Raw genomic sequence first — 16,733 nt, 5'->3', positions numbered from 1 at the left:
CTGTTAAATATCCGCTTCCACTTCGTTGCCATGCTCCTCGATCCAGGCGCGGCGTGCGGCGGCTTCGCCCTTGCCCATCAACATATTGAAGCGGGCGGCGGCCTCGGTGTGCTGGAAGTCGCCCAGCGACACGGGCAGCAGGCGGCGCGTGTCCGGGTTCATCGTGGTTTCCCACAGCTGTTCGGCGTTCATCTCGCCCAGGCCCTTGAAGCGGGAGATCGACCAGCTGCCGTCCTTCAGCCCGTCCTTGCGCAGCTTGTCCTCGATCGCCGTCAGTTCGCCGTCGTCCAGCGCGTACAGCTTCTGGATCGGCTTCTTGCCGCGTGCTGGCGCGTCGACGCGGTACAGCGGCGGGCGGGCGATGCAGATGTGGCCGTGCTGGATCAGTGCCGGGAAGTGGCGGAAGAACAGCGTCAGCAGCAGCACCTGGATGTGCGAGCCGTCCACGTCCGCATCGGACAGGATGCAGATTTTTCCGTAGCGCAGGCCGGACAGGTCCGGGCTGTCCGTCACGCCGTGCGGGTCGACGCCGATCGCCACGGCGATGTCGTGGATCTCGTTGTTGGCGAACAGGCGGTCGCGGTCCGTCTCCCACGAGTTCAGCACCTTGCCGCGCAGCGGCAGGATGGCCTGGAATTCCTTGTCGCGGCCCATCTTGGCCGAGCCGCCCGCCGAGTCGCCCTCGACGAGGAACAGCTCCGTGCGCGACACATCCGAGGATTCGCAGTCCGTCAGCTTGCCCGGCAGGACGGCCACGCCGGACGACTTCTTCTTCTCGACCTTCTGGGCCGAGCGCAGGCGCGACTGGGCCTGCTTGATGACCAGTTCGGCCAGCTTCTTGCCCCAGTCGATGTGCTGGTTCAGCCACAGCTCCAGCGCCGGCTTGGAATACGTGGCGACGAGGCGCACCGCGTCGCGCGAGTTCAGGCGCTCCTTGATCTGGCCCTGGAACTGCGGGTCCAGCACCTTCGCCGACAGCACGAACGAAGCGCGCGCAAAGACGTCCTCGGGCAGCAGCTTGACGCCCTTCGGCAGCAGCGAATGCAGCTCGACGAAATTCTTCATGGCGCCGAACAGGCCTTCGCGCAGGCCCGATTCATGGGTGCCGCCGTTCGGCGTGGGGATCAGGTTGACGTAGGATTCGCGCATGATGGCGCCTTCCTCCGTCCATGCCACCACCCAGGACGCGCCTTCGCCCTCGGCGAAGCCTTCCGCATCCGGGCCGGCGAACTGCTCGCCTTCGAACATCGGCACGACAGTCTCGCCATTGCCCGATTGCGCCAGCGCCTCGGTCAGGTAGCCGCGCAGGCCGTCGTTGTATTGCCAGGTCTGGCTGTCGCCCGTCTTGGCGTTCTTCAGCGTGACCGTGACACCGGGCAGCAGCACGGCCTTCGAGCGCAGCAGGCGCTGCAGCTCGACCTGCGAGATCAGCGGCGAATCGAAATACTTCGCATCGGGCCATGCGGTGACGCGCGTACCGGACTTCTTGCCGTCCTTCGGCGCCGGCTGCGACGTCAGCGGCTGGACCAGGTCGCCGTTCTCGAAGGCGATCGTGTGGTAGCCGTTGCCCTTGTCGTCCTTGCGCCAGACGTTGATCTCCAGGCGCTTCGACAGCGCGTTGGTGACGGATACGCCCACGCCATGGAGGCCGCCGGAGAACGCATAGGCGCCACCGGAACCCTTGTCGAACTTGCCGCCCGCGTGCAGCCGGGTGAACACGATTTCCACGGTCGGCACGTTTTCTTCCGGGTGCAGGCCCACGGGAATGCCGCGGCCGTCGTCCTCGACGGTGATGCTGCCATCGGTGTTCTGCGTGACGACGATGTTCTTGCAATGGCCGCCCAGTGCTTCGTCGGAGGCGTTGTCGATCACTTCCTGGATGATGTGCAGCGGATTTTCCGTGCGGGTGTACATGCCCGGGCGCTGCTTGACGGGTTCCAGTCCTTTCAGGACGCGGATCGATGATTCGCTGTAGTCGGAAACGGGTTTTTTTGTGGCCATACTATATAGATTGCAATTCTGGGAATGTGGAGCCAGGGCGCGAGCCATCCGGCAGATGCTGCGCATTCTATCCGCAACGGCATGCCGGCAAGCAGTCTTCGCGACGGCCTTCTGCCGAAAAAGCCACGTCCGCGCCACCCGGCAAGCCCGCTATTGTCGCCAAATACTGTACAAACATCCAGCGAAAATTGTATTTCCAGCGCGATCCGGCTGGGCCGGCACGTTTTTGCTGCCTGCGGCCGGAGGCGGACCTCAGCCCGGGCTGGCGAGCGGCAAGGTGCGCTTGCGCCGCAGGCGCACGCGCAGCCAGCGGGCTGCGGGCTGGTCGAAACGCCGGTCGACCTGCACGCACAACAGCACCAAGGCCAGCGCGAGCAGCCCGACCGCCGGGCGGGTCCAATCGCCGGACACCTCGGCGACGCGCCGGGCCAGCTTCAGGAACGGGTTGTGCAGCAAATAGAGGGAATAACTGGCGCCGCCGAGCGCCAGCATGGCGCGGCCGTGCCAGCCGGGCGCCGGCGCGCCCGCCGCACCCATGAGTACGGCCAGCGGAAACACGAGGAATACGGCGGCCAGCTCGAGCAGCCAGGTGTGGCGCGGCGGCGCCGGCACGGCCAGCATGGCCGCCACCAGCAGCAGGCTGCACCACGCCGGCAGCATGGTCGCCAGGCCGTGGAGGCGGGCGCGCTGGCGATACAGCAGCAGGCCCAGCGCAATGCCGAACACGGCCCTCAGCGAGCCGCCCAGGAAGGAAGGCAGCCCACTGAGGTAGCCGTGGCCGATCGAACCGGTAGCGTAGGCCGTAGCGCTCAGCAGCAGGGCGCACACAGTCACGATGGCCGTCAGTACGCGATCGCTCAGCAGGCGCGCCGTTCCGGCGTACAGCAGATTGACCAGCATTTCCTGGCCAAGAGACCAGAACGCTGTATTCAGCGGAAACATCATGGCGCTGCCGGTCACGCTGAACGGCACGAACAGCAGCGCGCACAGGGCCGACACGCACCACTCGGCAAACAAGGCGGGGGGCTGGCCGGCCGCCGCGGCTTTCGTCAGCGCCACCGCCAGGCACAGCAAGACTGCCAGCGCGTACACCGGATAGAAACGGGCGATGCGCACGCGGACGAAGTCGCCCGGCAGCATGGCGCCGCTGCGCAGCTGGTTCTCGTAGGCATGCGCGATGACGAACCCGCTCAGCGTGAAAAACAGGTCGACGGCCAGGTAGCTGGTGGAAAAGTCCAGACCCAGCAAGGCATTCCAATGGCGCGCGAGCACGAATAACGCGCCCAGGCCGCGCATGCCATCCAGATAGGTGAAACGCATCGACAGTTCCAAGAAGGCATGAAATGTCCTGATGTTAATGACAAATCCATCAATTGAAAAGGCGCAGTTCGCGTTGGCGCTTGCCACATGAGATACCTCGACAGAAAGTCCGGCAGCCCGGCGGCAGCGAAGTCCCCCGCACTCGACGCGGGCAGCGCCATCGAAAGACCGGCATGCCCACCGCGTTTACATCGCGTTTACAGCCGGGTGGCGACTCTTTATCCCGTTTTTAGGCGTCGCCCGATAACCTGCTACCCGTCACAACACATCTGAAAGGGAAGCGATGGACATCGTTTTTATCGCCTTGATCGGTGCCTGCGCGGCACTGGTCTGGGGCATGGCGGCCGCCTGCGCGCGGCTGGAGCGGCGGCCATGAGCGGCGTCGAGCTGACGGCGGCGCTGACGGCAGCCGCCCTGCTGGTGTATCTGCTGGTCGCCCTGCTGAAAGCGGAGGACCTGTGAGCGCGCAATCGGCATGGCTGCTGGCCGCTTTCCTGCTGGTGCTGCTCGCCCTGGCGTGGCCTTTGGGCGCCTTCCTTGCCTGGGTCGGTAGCGGCGCGGCGCCGGCGCGCGGCTTCGGCTGGCTGCACCGCTTGGAGCAGGCGCTGTACCGCATCGCAGGCATGGGCGGCCGCCCCGCGCAGGGGTGGCGCGCGTACGCGGCGGCGCTGATCGCATTCAACGCACTCGGTGCGCTGTTCGTCTATGGGCTGCAACGCCTGCAGGGCTGGCTGCCGCTCAATCCGCAGCAACTGCCGAACGTGGGCCCCGATTCGTCGTTCAATACCGCCGTCAGCTTCGTCGCCAACACCAACTGGCAGGGCTATGCGGGCGAACAGACGATGAGCTACCTGACGCAGATGGTGGCGCTGGCGGGGCAAAATTTCCTCTCCGCCGCTACCGGCATCGCCGTCGCATTCGCGCTCATCCGGGCATTCGCGGCCCGCGGCAGCAATGCGATCGGCAATTTCTGGGTCGACGTGACGCGCAGCACGCTGTACGTGCTGCTGCCGCTGGCGCTGCTGCTGGCGCTGTTCCTGATGGGGCAGGGCGTGATCCAGAACTTCGACGGCTACCGCGAGGCGGCCCTGCGCGATGCCGTGACGTACCCGTCGCCGGGCTCCGCCAGCACGACCGCCACGATGCAGACCCTGCCCATGGGCCCCGTCGCATCGCAGGAGGCCATCAAACTGCTGGGCACCAATGGGGGCGGCTTCTTCAACGCCAATTCGGCGCATCCCTACGAGAACCCGACGCCGCTGGCCAACTTCGTCCAGATGGTCGCGATCTTCCTGATCCCGGCCGCACTGTGCTTCGCGTTCGGCCGCATGGTCGGCGACGTCCGCCAGGGTTGGGCCATCCTCGCCGCGATGACGATCGTGTTCGTGCTGGCGGCCGTCGGGCTGGCCGCGGCCGAGCAGCAGGTGCACCCTGGCCTGGCGGCCCTCGGCGTCGACCAGGCAGCCAGCGCCTTGCAGGCCGGTGGCAACATGGAAGGCAAGGAAACCCGCTTCGGCATCGCCGCCTCCAGCCTGTTCGCCGCGGTGACGACGGCCGCGTCGTGCGGCGCCGTCAACGCGATGCACGACTCGCTGATGCCCTTGGGCGGTGCCGTGCCGCTGCTGCTGATGCAGTTCGGCGAGGTGATCTTCGGCGGCGTCGGCTCCGGCCTGTACGGCATGCTGGTGTTCGCCATGCTGGCCGTGTTCATTGCCGGCCTGATGATCGGCCGCACACCCGAATACCTGGGCAAGAAGATTGGCCCGCACGAGATGAAGCTGATGGCGCTGGCGATCCTGGTGACGCCGGTGCTGGTGCTGGCCGGCACGGCGGTCGCCGTCGTCGCGCCGGCCGGCACGGCCGGCATCGCCAACCCGGGCGCGCATGGCTTCACGGAGATCCTGTACGCCTTCAGCTCGGCCGCGAACAACAACGGCAGCGCGTTTGCCGGGCTGTCCGCCAACACGCCGTTCTACAACGTGATGCTGGCGCTGGCGATGTGGTTCGGCCGTTTCGCCGTCATCGTGCCCGTGCTGGCGATCGCCGGTGCGCTGGCGGCGCGCCAGCGGCTGCCGTCCGGGAACGGCACCATGCCCACGCACGGGCCGCTGTTCGTGCTGCTGCTGGTCGGTGTCGTGCTGCTGGTGGGGGTGCTGAACTACGTGCCCGCGCTGGCGCTGGGCCCCGTCATCGAACACCTGCAACTTTTTCATTGAGAGGTAACCCATGTCACGCAATACGCCGACACTGTTCGAGCGCCAGCTGGCCGGCCCCGCCCTCGGGAGCGCCCTGCGCAAGCTCGACCCGCGCACCCAGTTGCGCAGTCCGGTCATGTTCGTCGTCTACGTCGGCAGCATCGGCACGACCCTGCTGGCGCTGCAGGCAGGTTCGGGCTTCGTCGCCGCCATCGCCGTCTGGCTGTGGTTTACCGTGCTGTTCGCGAACTTCGCCGAGGCGCTGGCGGAAGGGCGCAGCAAGGCGCAGGCGGCCTCGCTGCGGGCGTTAAAGGCCACCGCGACGGCCAAGAAGCTGGCGACCCCGCGCCATGGCACCACCTGGCTGCCGGTGCCGGCCAGCGACCTGCGCAAGGGCATGTGGGTGCTGGTCGAGGCGGGCGACACGATCCCGGCCGACGGCGAAGTCGTCGAGGGTGTCGCCACCGTCGACGAAAGCGCGATCACGGGCGAATCCGCGCCGGTGATCCGCGAGTCCGGCGGCGACTTCTCGGCCGTGACGGGCGGCACCCGGGTACTGTCCGATTGGCTGGTCGTGCGCGTCGCCGTCAACCCCGGCGAGGCGTTCATCGACCGCATGATCGCGATGGTGGAGGGCGCGAGCCGGCGCAAGACCCCGAACGAGATCGCGCTGACGATCCTGCTGGTCGCGCTGACGATCGTGTTCCTGGTCGTGACGGCGACGTTGCTGCCGTTCTCGCTGTTCTCGGTGCAGGCGGCCGGCAGCGGCACCCCGGTCACGCTGGCCGTGCTGGTCGCGTTGCTGGTGTGCCTGATCCCCACGACGATCGGCGGCCTGCTGTCGGCCATCGGCGTGGCGGGCATGAGCCGCATGATGGGCGCGAACGTCATCGCCACGTCCGGCCGCGCCGTCGAGGCGGCCGGCGACGTCGACGTGCTGTTGCTCGATAAAACGGGCACTATCACGCACGGCAACCGCCAGGCTGCCACGTTCCTGCCGGCGCCTGGCGTCGACGAGGAACGGCTGGCACGGTCCGCCCGTCTGGCCTCGCTGGCGGACGAAACACCGGAAGGGCGCAGCATTGTCGTGCTGGCACGCCAGCGCTTCGACCTGCACGAGCGGGCCGACAGCGCGGAAGTGACGTTCGTCGAGTTCACCGCGCAGACACGCATGAGCGGGGCCGATATCGGCGGGCGCAGCATCCGCAAGGGCGCGGCCGACACCATCCGCCGCCACGTGGAACAGCAGGGCGGCCACTATCCTGCCGAGGTGGCGCGTGCGGTGGACGACGTGGCACGGCGCGGCAGCACGCCGCTGGTGGTCGTCGACGACGGCCGGGTGCTGGGCGTCGTCGAATTGAAGGACATCGTCAAGAGCGGCATCCGCGCACGCTTCGCCGAACTGCGCAGGATGGGCATTCGCACCGTGATGATCACGGGCGACAACCGCCTGACGGCGGCCGCCATCGCCGCCGAGGCGGGCGTGGACGACTTCCTGGCCGAGGCCACGCCCGAGGACAAGCTGAACCTGATCCGCAGCCACCAGGACGAAGGCCGGCTGGTGGCGATGACGGGCGACGGCACCAACGACGCCCCCGCGCTGGCGCAGGCCGACGTGGCGGTGGCGATGAACAGCGGCACCCAGGCGGCCAAGGAGGCCGGCAATATGGTGGACCTGGACTCGAATCCCACCAAGCTGCTCGAGATCGTCGCGATCGGCAAGCAGATGCTGATGACGCGCGGCGCGCTGACCACCTTCTCGATCGCCAACGACGTGGCGAAATACTTCGCGATCGTCCCGGCAGCGTTCGTCGGCACCTATCCCCAGCTGAAAAGCCTCGACGTCATGCACCTGGGCAGCGCCAATTCCGCGATCCTGTCGGCGGTGATCTTCAACGCGCTGATCATCGTCTTCCTGATCCCGCTGGCGCTGAAGGGCGTGCGCTACCGCGCCGTCGGCGCCAGCGCCCTGTTGCGCCGCAACCTGCTCGTGTACGGCCTGGGTGGGCTCGTGCTGCCGTTCGCCGGCATCAAGCTGATCGACCTGGTGCTGGTCACCCTCCATTTTGCCTGACAAGGAATCGCCATGCTGCTCCGTCCCGCCATCGTCGTCTTCGCCGCGCTGACCTGCGTCTGCGGCATCGTCTATCCACTCGCCGTCACGGCCATCGGCAAGGCCGCTTTCCCGGCGCAAGCCGCCGGCAGCCTGGTGATGCAGGGCGGACAGGTCGTCGGCTCGCGCCTGGTCGGCCAGTCGTTTACTTCGCCGCGCTATTTCTGGGGCCGGCCTTCCGCCACCGCGCCGATGCCGTACAACGGCAGCGCTTCCGGTGGCTCCAACCAGGGCCCGCTCAACCCGGCGCTGCGAGAGGCCGTGCGGGGGCGCCTCGCGGCCCTGCGCGCCGCCGATCCCGGCAACGTGGCGCCCGTGCCGGTGGACCTGGTGACGGCTTCGGCCAGCGGGCTCGATCCCGACATCAGCCTGGCCGGTGCGCAGTACCAGGCGGCGCGCGTGGCGCGGGCGCGCGGTATCGATGCCGGCCGCGTGCGCGTGCTGGTCGAGCAGCATGCCGAGCGGCCGCTGCTCGGCGTGCTGGGCGAGCCGCGCGTCAACGTGCTGGCCCTGAACCTGGCGCTGGATGCCCGCTGATTTGTCCGCGATCCGCTACACTGCGCCCATGATCCCCCTCGACAGCCAGCGCCCCGATCCCGATGTCCTGCTCGCGCAGGTACAGGAGCGTGCGCGGCGCAGTGCGCGCGGCCGCCTGCGCATCTATTTCGGCGCGTCCGCCGGGGCCGGCAAGACGTACGCGATGCTGGCCGCGGCCCGCGAGCTGCAGGCCGCCGGCGCGCAGGCGCTGGTGGGCCTCGTCGAAACGCATGGCCGCGCCGACACGGCGGCCATGCTGGAAGGGCTGGAGCTGTTGCCCCGCAAGGCCGTGACGTGGCGCGGCAAGACGCTCCCGGAATTCGACCTGGACGGCGCCCTGGCGCGGCGCCCGGCGCTGTTGCTGGTCGATGAACTGGCGCATGCGAATGCGCCGGGCTCGCGCCATCCGAAGCGCTGGCAGGATGTCGAGGAACTGCTCGATGCGGGCATCGACGTATTTACGACGGTGAACGTGCAGCACCTGGAAAGCCTGAACGACGTGGTGGGCGGCATTACCGGCATCCGCGTGGCCGAGACGCTGCCGGACACGGTGTTCGACCGGGCCGACGAGGTGGTGCTGGTCGATGTGCCGGCCGACGAGCTGCTGGCGCGACTGAAGGGCGGCAAGGTGTACCAGGGCGAACAGGCCAGCCGCGCGGCGCGTAACTTCTTCCGCAAGGGGAACCTGATCGCGCTGCGCGAGCTGGCGCTGCGCCGCACGGCCGAGCGCATCGGCGACGACGTGCAGGCCTACCGCGTCGAGCAGTCGATCGGCCCGTTGTGGAAGACGGGCGTGGCGCTGCTGGCCTGCGTCGGCCCGCGACCCGGCGCCGAGTACGTCGTGCGCAGCGCGGCGCGGCTGGCCGGCCAGCTCAACGCGCCCTGGCATGCCGTCTACGTCGAGACACCGGCACTGCAGCGGCTCCCGGCCACGCGCCGTGAGCGCATCCTGCAGACCCTGAAGCTGGCGCAGGAGCTGGGCGCTACCACGGCGGTGCTGGCCGGCGAGGACATCGGTGCCACCATCGCACGCCACGCGCTGGCGCAGAACATCGGCAAGGTGGTGCTGGGCCGGGCCAGCCGTGCATGGCCCTGGCAGGTATCGCACCTGCGCCGCATCGCGGCCGCCGCGCCGGCGCTGGATATCGTGGAGACGGGAACGGACATCCGGCCCGGCGCACCGCCGGCCGGCAACGCGGCGGCCAACGCCTTGCCGTCGGGAGGGCGCCGTTACCTGCTGGCGCTGGCCGCCTGTGCCGCCGTCGCGCTGGCTGGCGTACCGCTGGCAGGCATGCTGGAGCAGACCAATATCGCGATGCTGTTCCTGCTGGCCGTGCTGCTGGTGGCGGTGCGGCTGGGCCGCGGCCCGGCCGTGCTGGCCAGTTTTGTCGGTGTGGCCGCGTTCGACTACCTGTTCGTGCAGCCCACGTTCTCGTTTGCTGTCAGCGATTTCCAGTACCTGATCACGTTTGCCGTGATGCTGGCCGTGGGCGTGATCGCCAGCCACCTGACGGCCGGGCTGCGTTTCCAGGCCAGGGTGGCGACGCACCGCGAAGAGCGCGCGCTGGCGCTGTACGACTATGCGCGTGAGCTGACCGGCGTGCTGCAGGCGGAGCAGGTCCATGAGATCACCAGGCGCACGCTGGCCCAGGCGTTCCGCGCCCGCGTGATGCTGCTGTTGCCCGATGCCGAAGGCCGTCTGGCGGCGCCGGCGCAGCCGGAGATCGCGCCCGACCTCGCCATCGCCCAGTGGGCATTCGACCATGCGGCAGCGGCCGGCAGCGGCACCGGCACGCTGCCGGCGTCGCCGCTGTTCTACCTGCCGCTGGTGGCGCCGATGCGTACGCGTGGCGTGCTGGTGCTGGAACCGCGTGAGCGGCGCTGGCTGCTGATCCCGGAACAGCAGCGCCAGCTCGACACGTTCGCGGCGCTGGCCGCCATCGCGCTGGAGCGGGTGCACTACATCGACGTGGCCCAGGCCGCGCTGGTCCAGATGGAATCCGAGCGGCTGCGCAACTCCCTGCTGGCGGCGCTGTCCCACGACCTGCGTACGCCGCTGACATCGCTCGTCGGCCTGGCCGAGTCACTGGCCATGTCGCCGCTGTCGCCGGTACAGCTGGAACTGGCGCGCGCACTGCAGGAGGAAGCGGTGCGCATGAGCACCCTGGTCGCGAACCTGCTGGACATGGCGCGCATCGAGAGCGGCGCCGTGCGGCTGAACCTGCAGTGGCACGCGCTGGAGGAGACGGTGGGTAGCGCGCTGCGCGCCTGCCGCGCGCTGCTGGCGGGGCACCGGGTCGTCACGCGGCTGCCGGCCGAGCTGCCGCTGGTGCGCTACGACGCGGTGCTGATGGAGCGTGTCCTGGTCAACCTGCTGGAGAACGCGGCCAAGTACGCGCCGCCGGGCAGCACCGTCACGCTGGGCGCATGCGCGGCCGCCGAGCGCCTGGAAGTGACGGTCGCGGACGATGGCCCGGGCCTGCCGGCCGGCCAGGAAGAAGCGGTCTTTGAAAAGTTCACGCGCGGCGAACGCGAGTCGGCCAAGCCGGGCGTGGGACTGGGACTGGCCATCTGCCGGGCCATCGTGCAGGCGCATGGCGGCACCATCGCCGCGCGTCGGGCGCCGCAGGGCGGTGCCGCGCTGGTCTTCACGCTGCCGCTGGGCCGGCCGCCCGCGCCGCCGGAGGAAATCGATGAATGACATTGCGCCACCCACCGCGCTGCTTGTCGAGGACGAGCCGCAGATCCGCCGCTTCGTGCGCCTCGCCCTGGAACAGGAAGGCTGGCACGTGCAGGAATCGGCCACGATGCAGCGCGGCCTGATCGACGCCGGTACGCGCCGGCCCGACCTCGTGATCCTCGACCTGGGGCTGCCGGACGGCGATGGCGTCGACCTGATCGCCGACCTGCGCAGCTGGTCGCCGGTACCGGTGATCGTGCTGTCGGCCCGCGTCTCGGAAGAGGAGAAGATCCGTGCCCTGGACGCGGGCGCGGACGACTATCTCACCAAGCCGTTCGGCGTGGGCGAGCTGCTGGCGCGCGTGCGTGCCCTGCGGCGGCGGCGCCGCACGCCGGGGCAGGATGCCGGCGGCACCGTGCAGTTCGGCGACGTGGGCGTCGACCTGCAGGCGCGCATGGTCACGCGCGGCGGCCAGATGGTGCACCTGACACCGACCGAATATCGCCTGCTTGCGGTGCTGGTCAACAACGCCAACCGCGTCGTCACCAATCCCCAGCTGCTGCGCGAGGTATGGGGGCCGACGCATGTCAACAACGGTCACTATCTGCGCATCTACATGGGCCACCTGCGCCAGAAGCTCGAGCGCGATCCCGCCCAGCCGGTGCATCTGCTGACCGAAACGGCCGTGGGCTACCGGCTGCTGCTGGCGGGCTAGCCCACACCACGGGCGGGACCCACCGGTCCGCCCTTTTTCTTCCACTTCGAAAGTGTTCTCATGAAACGATTGATTTCAGGCGTCGTCACGTCCCTGCTGTGCACAACCTGCTACGCCCACGACGGCGCGGTCTCGTTCAACGCCGCCGCCACCTCGGACTACCGCTACCGCGGCATCTCGCAAACCCGGCTGCGGCCGGCCCTGCAGGGCGGCGTGGACTGGGCCGACAGCGCCAGCGGCGTCTACGCCGGCGCCTGGGCCTCGACGATACGGTGGACCCGCGATGCGGGCGGCGGCGGCGGCGCCGAGCTGGATCTGTACGCGGGCCGGCGTGGCGCGCTGGCCAGTGGCGTCACGTACGATGCAGGTGTGCTGGGATATGCCTATCCGTCGAATGGCCTGCAGCCGAGCGCGGACACGCTGGAGCTGTACGGCCAGCTGGGTTACGGCCCCGCCACGGTGAAGTACTCGCACGCGCTCACGAACCTGTTCGGTTTCGCGGAGAGCCGCCACAGCGACTACCTGGATGCCGCCGTGAACCGCGAGCTGGGCGCGGGCTGGACGCTGAACCTGCATGCGGGGCGGCAGCGCGTGCGCGGCCATGCGGCGGCCAGCTATACCGACTGGAAAGCCGGCGTGACGAAGGACCTGGGCTTGGTGACGGTGGCGCTGTCCTACGTGGGCACGAACGCCGGCAAGGCCGCGTACGCGTCGCCCGCCAACGGCAAGTTCACGGGACGCGACGCGCTGGTGCTGACGGTGGCGCGCACTTTTTGAACGATGCACTGGCTGAAACCCACGGTGACAGCAACTGTCTTGATCAAGTTTGTGCGGGAGCTTCCCAAGGGGTGTTGTTGTGAACCATAGCGTTCATGGTGGTGAGCAGTTTGCGCATGCAAGCCACCAACGCTACCTTCTTCATTTTGCCCGCCTCCAGTAACTTCTGGTAGAAAGCTTGGATGACGGAGTTGTGGCGTGTCGCTACTAACGTAGCCATGTATAGAACGGAGCGCACGCTAGCGCGCCCGCCCCAAATGCGTCGCTTTCCTCGATGGCCCCCACTGTCGTTATTGAAGGGGCAAATGCCGACCAGTGCCGCGATCTCTCGCCGGTTCAGCTGCCCCAGTTCTGGAAGTTCGGCTAGCAGCGTGTTGACCGTAACCTGACCAACCCCGGGAATCGACTTGAGCAAGTTCGATTTAGCTTGCCAGATCGGGCTCTTCTTGATCGCATCGCCCATGTCTGTGTCGGCGTGTTTGACTTGCCGCTCCAGCCATTCGATATGCTCATCAATCTGCTTCGCTGTCTTCAGCGAAACCCTCGTCCTTCGATTTTTCTCGGCAGTGATCATGTCGACGAGCTGGCGCCGTCTGGTTAAGACCTCTTCCAGATCAAGCAACTCTTCGGACTTCAGTGCGCGGGGCTGTGGCTTGACCGCTTCGGCAAACCGGGCCAGTGCAAACGCATCGATCTGGTCAGTTTTTGCCAACAAACCGATAGCCTTCGCGAAGTCGCGCGCTTGGCGAGGATTAACGACGAAAACCTGCATACCTGCTCTGGCAAGCTCGCAGACCACGGGAAACTCCAGCCCTCCCGTCGCTTCCAGCACAATGCCCTTTGGAGCCAAAGGGGCAAGCGTTTCGACCAAGGCTTGCCGACCTGCTTCGTCGTTCGTAAAACTGCTCTTATGCGAGTGCGGATAGCCGTCCACGTCAAGCCGGTCCTTGCAGACGTCAATACCGATGTAATTTTCCATGACCTTAATCCCATCCTTACCGATACGGGGTCGAGCCCCTGGCAACTGTTCGGGTTACTAAAAGTCAGGCATGCCGTCGAAAGCTGTCACTCGGGCTTCGCTCCCACAGGCAAATCGGACTGGCATGCCTGTAGAGCTAGTTTACGTGGGATTCAAGATATAAGGCACCCGATCCCTGGCCGGAAGCCAGGATCGGGTGCCTGCCACCAGGGCGCTGAGTGTTACTTGGCCAGCGTCCGCATGGCCCGCTCCAGCCCATCCAGGGTGATGGGGAACATGCGGTTGTTCATCAGCTGGCGGATGACGGCGATCGACTGGCGGTACTGCCACAGGCCTTCCGGCTCGGGATTGAGCCAGACGAATTTCGGGAACGCCTGCGTGAAGCGGGCCAGCCATTCGGCGCCCGCTTCCTCGTTGTTGTACTCGACCGAGCCGCCCGGCTGCAGGATTTCATAAGGGCTCATGGTGGCATCGCCCACGAAGACCAGCTTCGTGTCCGGCTTGTACTTGCGCAGCACGTCCCAGGTGGGGAAGCGCTCGGCGTTGCGGCGGCGGTTGTTCTTCCACAGGTAGTCGTAGACGCAGTTGTGGAAATAGTAGAACTCCATGTTCTTGAATTCCGTCTTCGCGGCCGAGAACAGTTCCTCCGTGCGTTCGATATGGTCGTCCATCGTGCCGCCCACGTCGAACAGCATCAGCACCTTGACGTTGTTGCGGCGCTCGGGCTGCATCCTGATGTCCAGGTAGCCGGCGTTGTTGGCGGTGGCGCGGATGGTCTGTTCCAGCGCCAGTTCCTCGGCGGCGCCTTCGCGCGCGAAGCGGCGCAGGCGGCGCAGGGCCACCTTGATGTTGCGGGTGCCCAGTTCGCGGTCGGCGTCGTAGTCCTTGTAGGTGCGCTGGTCCCACACCTTCACCGCCGTGCGGTTGCCGCCCTTGCCGCCGATGCGGATGCCTTCCGGATTGGTGCCGCCGTTGCCGAACGGCGAAGTGCCGCCCGTGCCGATCCACTTGCTGCCGCCTTCGTGGCGTTCCTTCTGCTCCTTCAGCAGCTCCTGCAGCCGGTCCATCAGCTTGTCGTAGCCGAATTTTTCCAGCGCGGCCTTCTGTTCGTCGGTCAGCTCGCGCTGCATGCGCTGCACCAGCCAGTCGAGCGGGATCGCGCCGTTGGCCTCGAACGCACCGTTGATACCCTTGAAGTACTGCGCGAAGGCACGGTCGAACTTGTCGAAGTGCGCTTCGTCCTTGACCAGCGTCAGGCGCGCCAGGTAGTAGAAATCATCGAGCGACTGGTCGATGACGTTCTGCTGCATGGCTTCCAGCAGGGTCAGGAACTCCTTGATCGTGACGGGGATCTTCGCGTCCTTCAAGGTGAAGAAGAAGTCGATCAGCATGGCCGTTCCTTCGCAAGCAGGTAGTCGAGCTGGGCGCGCACCTCCGGCCATTCGCCCCGCACGATGCTGTAGATGACGGTATCGCGCACGGTGCCGTCGCGGCGCAGCGCGTGGTGGCGCAGCACCCCGTCCCGCTTCGCGCCCAGGCGCTCGATGGCGCGCTGCGACGCATGGTTGAAATTGTCGGTCCGGAAGCCCACGACGGCGCAGCCCAGCGTATCGAACGCATGGCCCAGCAGCAGGCGCTTGCAGGTGGTATTGACGTGGCTGCGCTGGCGGCTGTGCGCATACCACGTGTAGCCAATCTCGACGCGCTCGAGGGCAGGCACGATGTCGTGGAAGCTGGTGGTGCCGATCACGGTATCGGTGGCGCTGTCGATCGCTGCGAAGGCCAGCCGGCCGGGCCGCATCTCCAGCGCCGTCGCGATGTACGCGGCGACATTGTCCGGCTCGGGCACGGACGTCACGCGCAGTTGCCACAGCTTGCCGTCGCACGCGGCGGCGCGCAGGCCCGCTTCGTGGCGCGCGGCCAGCGGTTCCAGGCGCACGCCGTTCAGCTCCAGCACGATGGGAACGACGTCGTTCATCGGTTGGTGCGGGCCATGTAGACGAGGCGCTCGAACAGGTGCACGTCCTGCTCGTTCTTCAGGAGGGCGCCGTGCAGCGGCGGCACGATCGATTTCGTGTCCTGGCTGCGCAGGGCTTCCGGCGGGATGTCCTCGGCCATCAGCAGTTTCAGCCAGTCGAGGAATTCGGACGTGGACGGCTTCTTCTTCAGGCCGGAGACGTTGCGCACTTCGTAGAACGTCTGCAGCGCCTGCGCCAGCAGTTCCTGCTTCAGGTTCGGGTAGTGCACCTTGACGATGGCTTCCATCGTGTCCTTGTCGGGGAACTGGATGTAGTGGAAGAAGCAGCGGCGCAAGAAGGCGTCCGGCAGTTCCTTCTCGTTGTTCGACGTGATGATGACGAGCGGGCGATGGCGCGCCGTGACCATCTCGCGCGTCTCATAGACGTAGAACTCCATCCGGTCCAGTTCGCGCAGCAGGTCGTTGGGGAATTCGATGTCGGCCTTGTCGATCTCGTCGATCAGCAGCACGACGGGTTCGGGCGCCGTGAACGCCTGCCACAGTACGCCCTTGACGATGTAGTTGTGGATGTCGCGCACCCGCTCGTCCCCCAGCTGCGAATCGCGCAGGCGCGACACCGCGTCGTACTCGTACAGGCCCTGCTGCGCCTTGGTAGTGGACTTGATGTGCCACTGCAGCAGCGGACGGTCCAGCGCGGCCGCCACTTCCTCCGCCAGCATCGTCTTGCCGGTGCCCGGCTCGCCCTTGATCAGGAGGGGGCGCTGCAAGGTCAGGGCGGCATTGACGGCCAGTTTCAGGTCGCTGGTGGCGACGTAGTTGTCGGAGCCCTCGAAGCGCTTGGCTTTATTGTCGGGATGCATAAAGTGAACTTCCTGGTGACGGGAAAACGTCAAGTATAGGGGGATTTCGCGGGCGTCGCGGTGCCGTTCTGACTGCTCCGGCAACTTTGTGGACGACCCGAAACAGCTAGGTTAGAATCGGTGATTGGTAGTGTGAAAGTCAAGTATTTGTGTAAGCAGCAAGGGGGACCGGGAGACGGCGGCACGCGTGCGGCATGCGTGGCAGCAGGAAAGGAGTCCCCTCCGATTACCTTTTTTGATTCAACTAGCCACCCATGACAAAACTCTTCGCACTTCTCGTGCTGGCCGGCGCGGCCAATGCCGCCATGGCGGCCGACATCGTCGGCAATGCTTCGGCGGCCCGCAACAAGATCGAAATGTGTATCGGTTGCCACGGCATCCCCGGCTACAAGGCCACGTTCCCCGAAGTGTTCCAGGTGCCGAAGATCGGGGGCCAGAATGCGAAGTACATCGAGAACGCGCTGAAGGGCTACCAGAAGGGCGATCGCAAGCATCCATCCATGAAGGGCATCGCCGTCAGCCTGTCCGACCAGGACATCGCCGACATCGCCGCCTTCTACGCGCAGCAGAAATAAGGA

Annotated in this window: 14 protein-coding genes; 8 read left to right on the top strand and 6 right to left on the bottom strand. The window is 66.8% G+C overall.

The window, feature by feature from the left end; translation table 11 throughout:
- Positions 1 to 3 precede the first annotated feature (3 nt).
- Together PX653_RS17540 and PX653_RS17535 are read right to left on the bottom strand one after the other, a co-directional pair.
- Positions 4 to 2,001 carry a DNA topoisomerase IV subunit B gene (locus tag PX653_RS17540; protein ID WP_277414035.1) on the bottom strand — a complete coding sequence of 666 codons (1,998 nt, stop codon included), beginning with the start codon at positions 1,999 to 2,001 and terminating at the stop codon, positions 4 to 6.
- A 252-nt stretch (positions 2,002 to 2,253) separates the two neighbouring features.
- Positions 2,254 to 3,321: an acyltransferase family protein gene (locus PX653_RS17535; protein WP_277414034.1), complete on the bottom strand. Its 1,068-nt coding sequence runs from the start codon at positions 3,319 to 3,321 to the stop codon at positions 2,254 to 2,256.
- A 372-nt stretch (positions 3,322 to 3,693) separates the two neighbouring features.
- Between PX653_RS17535 and PX653_RS17530 the strand changes: the two genes are divergently transcribed.
- The 7 genes from PX653_RS17530 to PX653_RS17500 are packed head-to-tail and all read left to right on the top strand — an operon-like array spanning position 3,694 to position 12,338.
- Complete coding sequence (locus tag PX653_RS17530; protein ID WP_277414033.1) at positions 3,694 to 3,783, top strand: potassium-transporting ATPase subunit F; 90 nt, start codon at positions 3,694 to 3,696, stop codon at positions 3,781 to 3,783.
- Positions 3,780 to 5,537 (top strand): potassium-transporting ATPase subunit KdpA, encoded by a 1,758-nt coding sequence (gene kdpA / locus PX653_RS17525; protein ID WP_277414032.1) that lies wholly within the window; start codon positions 3,780 to 3,782, stop codon positions 5,535 to 5,537. The genes PX653_RS17530 and kdpA overlap by 4 nt, the downstream gene beginning before the upstream one ends.
- Positions 5,538 to 5,547: 10 nt before the next feature.
- Complete coding sequence (gene kdpB / locus PX653_RS17520) at positions 5,548 to 7,590, top strand: potassium-transporting ATPase subunit KdpB (RefSeq protein WP_277414031.1); 2,043 nt, start codon at positions 5,548 to 5,550, stop codon at positions 7,588 to 7,590.
- 12 nt (positions 7,591 to 7,602) lie between these two features.
- Positions 7,603 to 8,166 carry a potassium-transporting ATPase subunit KdpC gene (kdpC, locus tag PX653_RS17515; RefSeq protein WP_371876345.1) on the top strand — a complete coding sequence of 188 codons (564 nt, stop codon included), beginning with the start codon at positions 7,603 to 7,605 and terminating at the stop codon, positions 8,164 to 8,166.
- A gap of 28 nt (positions 8,167 to 8,194) precedes the next feature.
- A complete protein-coding gene (locus PX653_RS17510) occupies positions 8,195 to 10,867 on the top strand; it encodes a DUF4118 domain-containing protein (protein ID WP_277418594.1) in 2,673 nt (890 codons plus the stop codon).
- Entirely contained in the window at positions 10,860 to 11,561 is a 702-nt protein-coding gene (kdpE, locus tag PX653_RS17505; RefSeq protein ID WP_277414030.1) for a two-component system response regulator KdpE, read from the top strand. The genes PX653_RS17510 and kdpE overlap by 8 nt, the downstream gene beginning before the upstream one ends.
- A 60-nt stretch (positions 11,562 to 11,621) precedes the next feature.
- Positions 11,622 to 12,338, top strand: a complete 717-nt coding sequence (locus PX653_RS17500; RefSeq protein ID WP_277414029.1) for a TorF family putative porin — start codon at positions 11,622 to 11,624, stop codon at positions 12,336 to 12,338.
- A gap of 43 nt (positions 12,339 to 12,381) precedes the next feature.
- Here PX653_RS17500 and PX653_RS17495 read toward each other — a convergent pair whose 3' ends face one another.
- The 4 genes from PX653_RS17495 to PX653_RS17480 form a co-directional block, all read right to left on the bottom strand.
- A complete protein-coding gene (locus PX653_RS17495; RefSeq protein WP_371876465.1) occupies positions 12,382 to 13,326 on the bottom strand; it encodes an IS110 family RNA-guided transposase in 945 nt (314 codons plus the stop codon).
- Positions 13,327 to 13,538: 212 nt separating this feature from the next.
- Complete coding sequence (locus PX653_RS17490) at positions 13,539 to 14,708, bottom strand: vWA domain-containing protein (RefSeq protein WP_277414027.1); 1,170 nt, start codon at positions 14,706 to 14,708, stop codon at positions 13,539 to 13,541.
- Positions 14,702 to 15,295, bottom strand: coding sequence for a GNAT family N-acetyltransferase (locus tag PX653_RS17485; RefSeq protein WP_277414026.1), 594 nt, complete (start codon positions 15,293 to 15,295; stop codon positions 14,702 to 14,704). Before PX653_RS17485 ends, PX653_RS17490 begins: the two co-directional genes overlap by 7 nt.
- Positions 15,292 to 16,155: an AAA family ATPase gene (locus PX653_RS17480; protein WP_277414025.1), complete on the bottom strand. Its 864-nt coding sequence runs from the start codon at positions 16,153 to 16,155 to the stop codon at positions 15,292 to 15,294. The genes PX653_RS17485 and PX653_RS17480 overlap by 4 nt, the downstream gene beginning before the upstream one ends.
- Before the next feature lie 254 nt (positions 16,156 to 16,409).
- On the opposite strand from PX653_RS17480, the gene PX653_RS17475 reads away from it, so the two are divergent.
- Entirely contained in the window at positions 16,410 to 16,730 is a 321-nt protein-coding gene (locus PX653_RS17475; RefSeq protein ID WP_112938720.1) for a c-type cytochrome, read from the top strand.
- The last annotated feature ends 3 nt before the right edge of the window (positions 16,731 to 16,733 follow it).

Origin of the sequence: Pseudoduganella chitinolytica (assembly GCF_029028125.1) — a bacterium.
Classification (GTDB): domain Bacteria; phylum Pseudomonadota; class Gammaproteobacteria; order Burkholderiales; family Burkholderiaceae_D; genus Rugamonas; species Rugamonas chitinolytica.
Note: the sequence above shows the minus strand (reverse complement) of the source record. Positions and strands in the feature narration are given on the sequence as shown.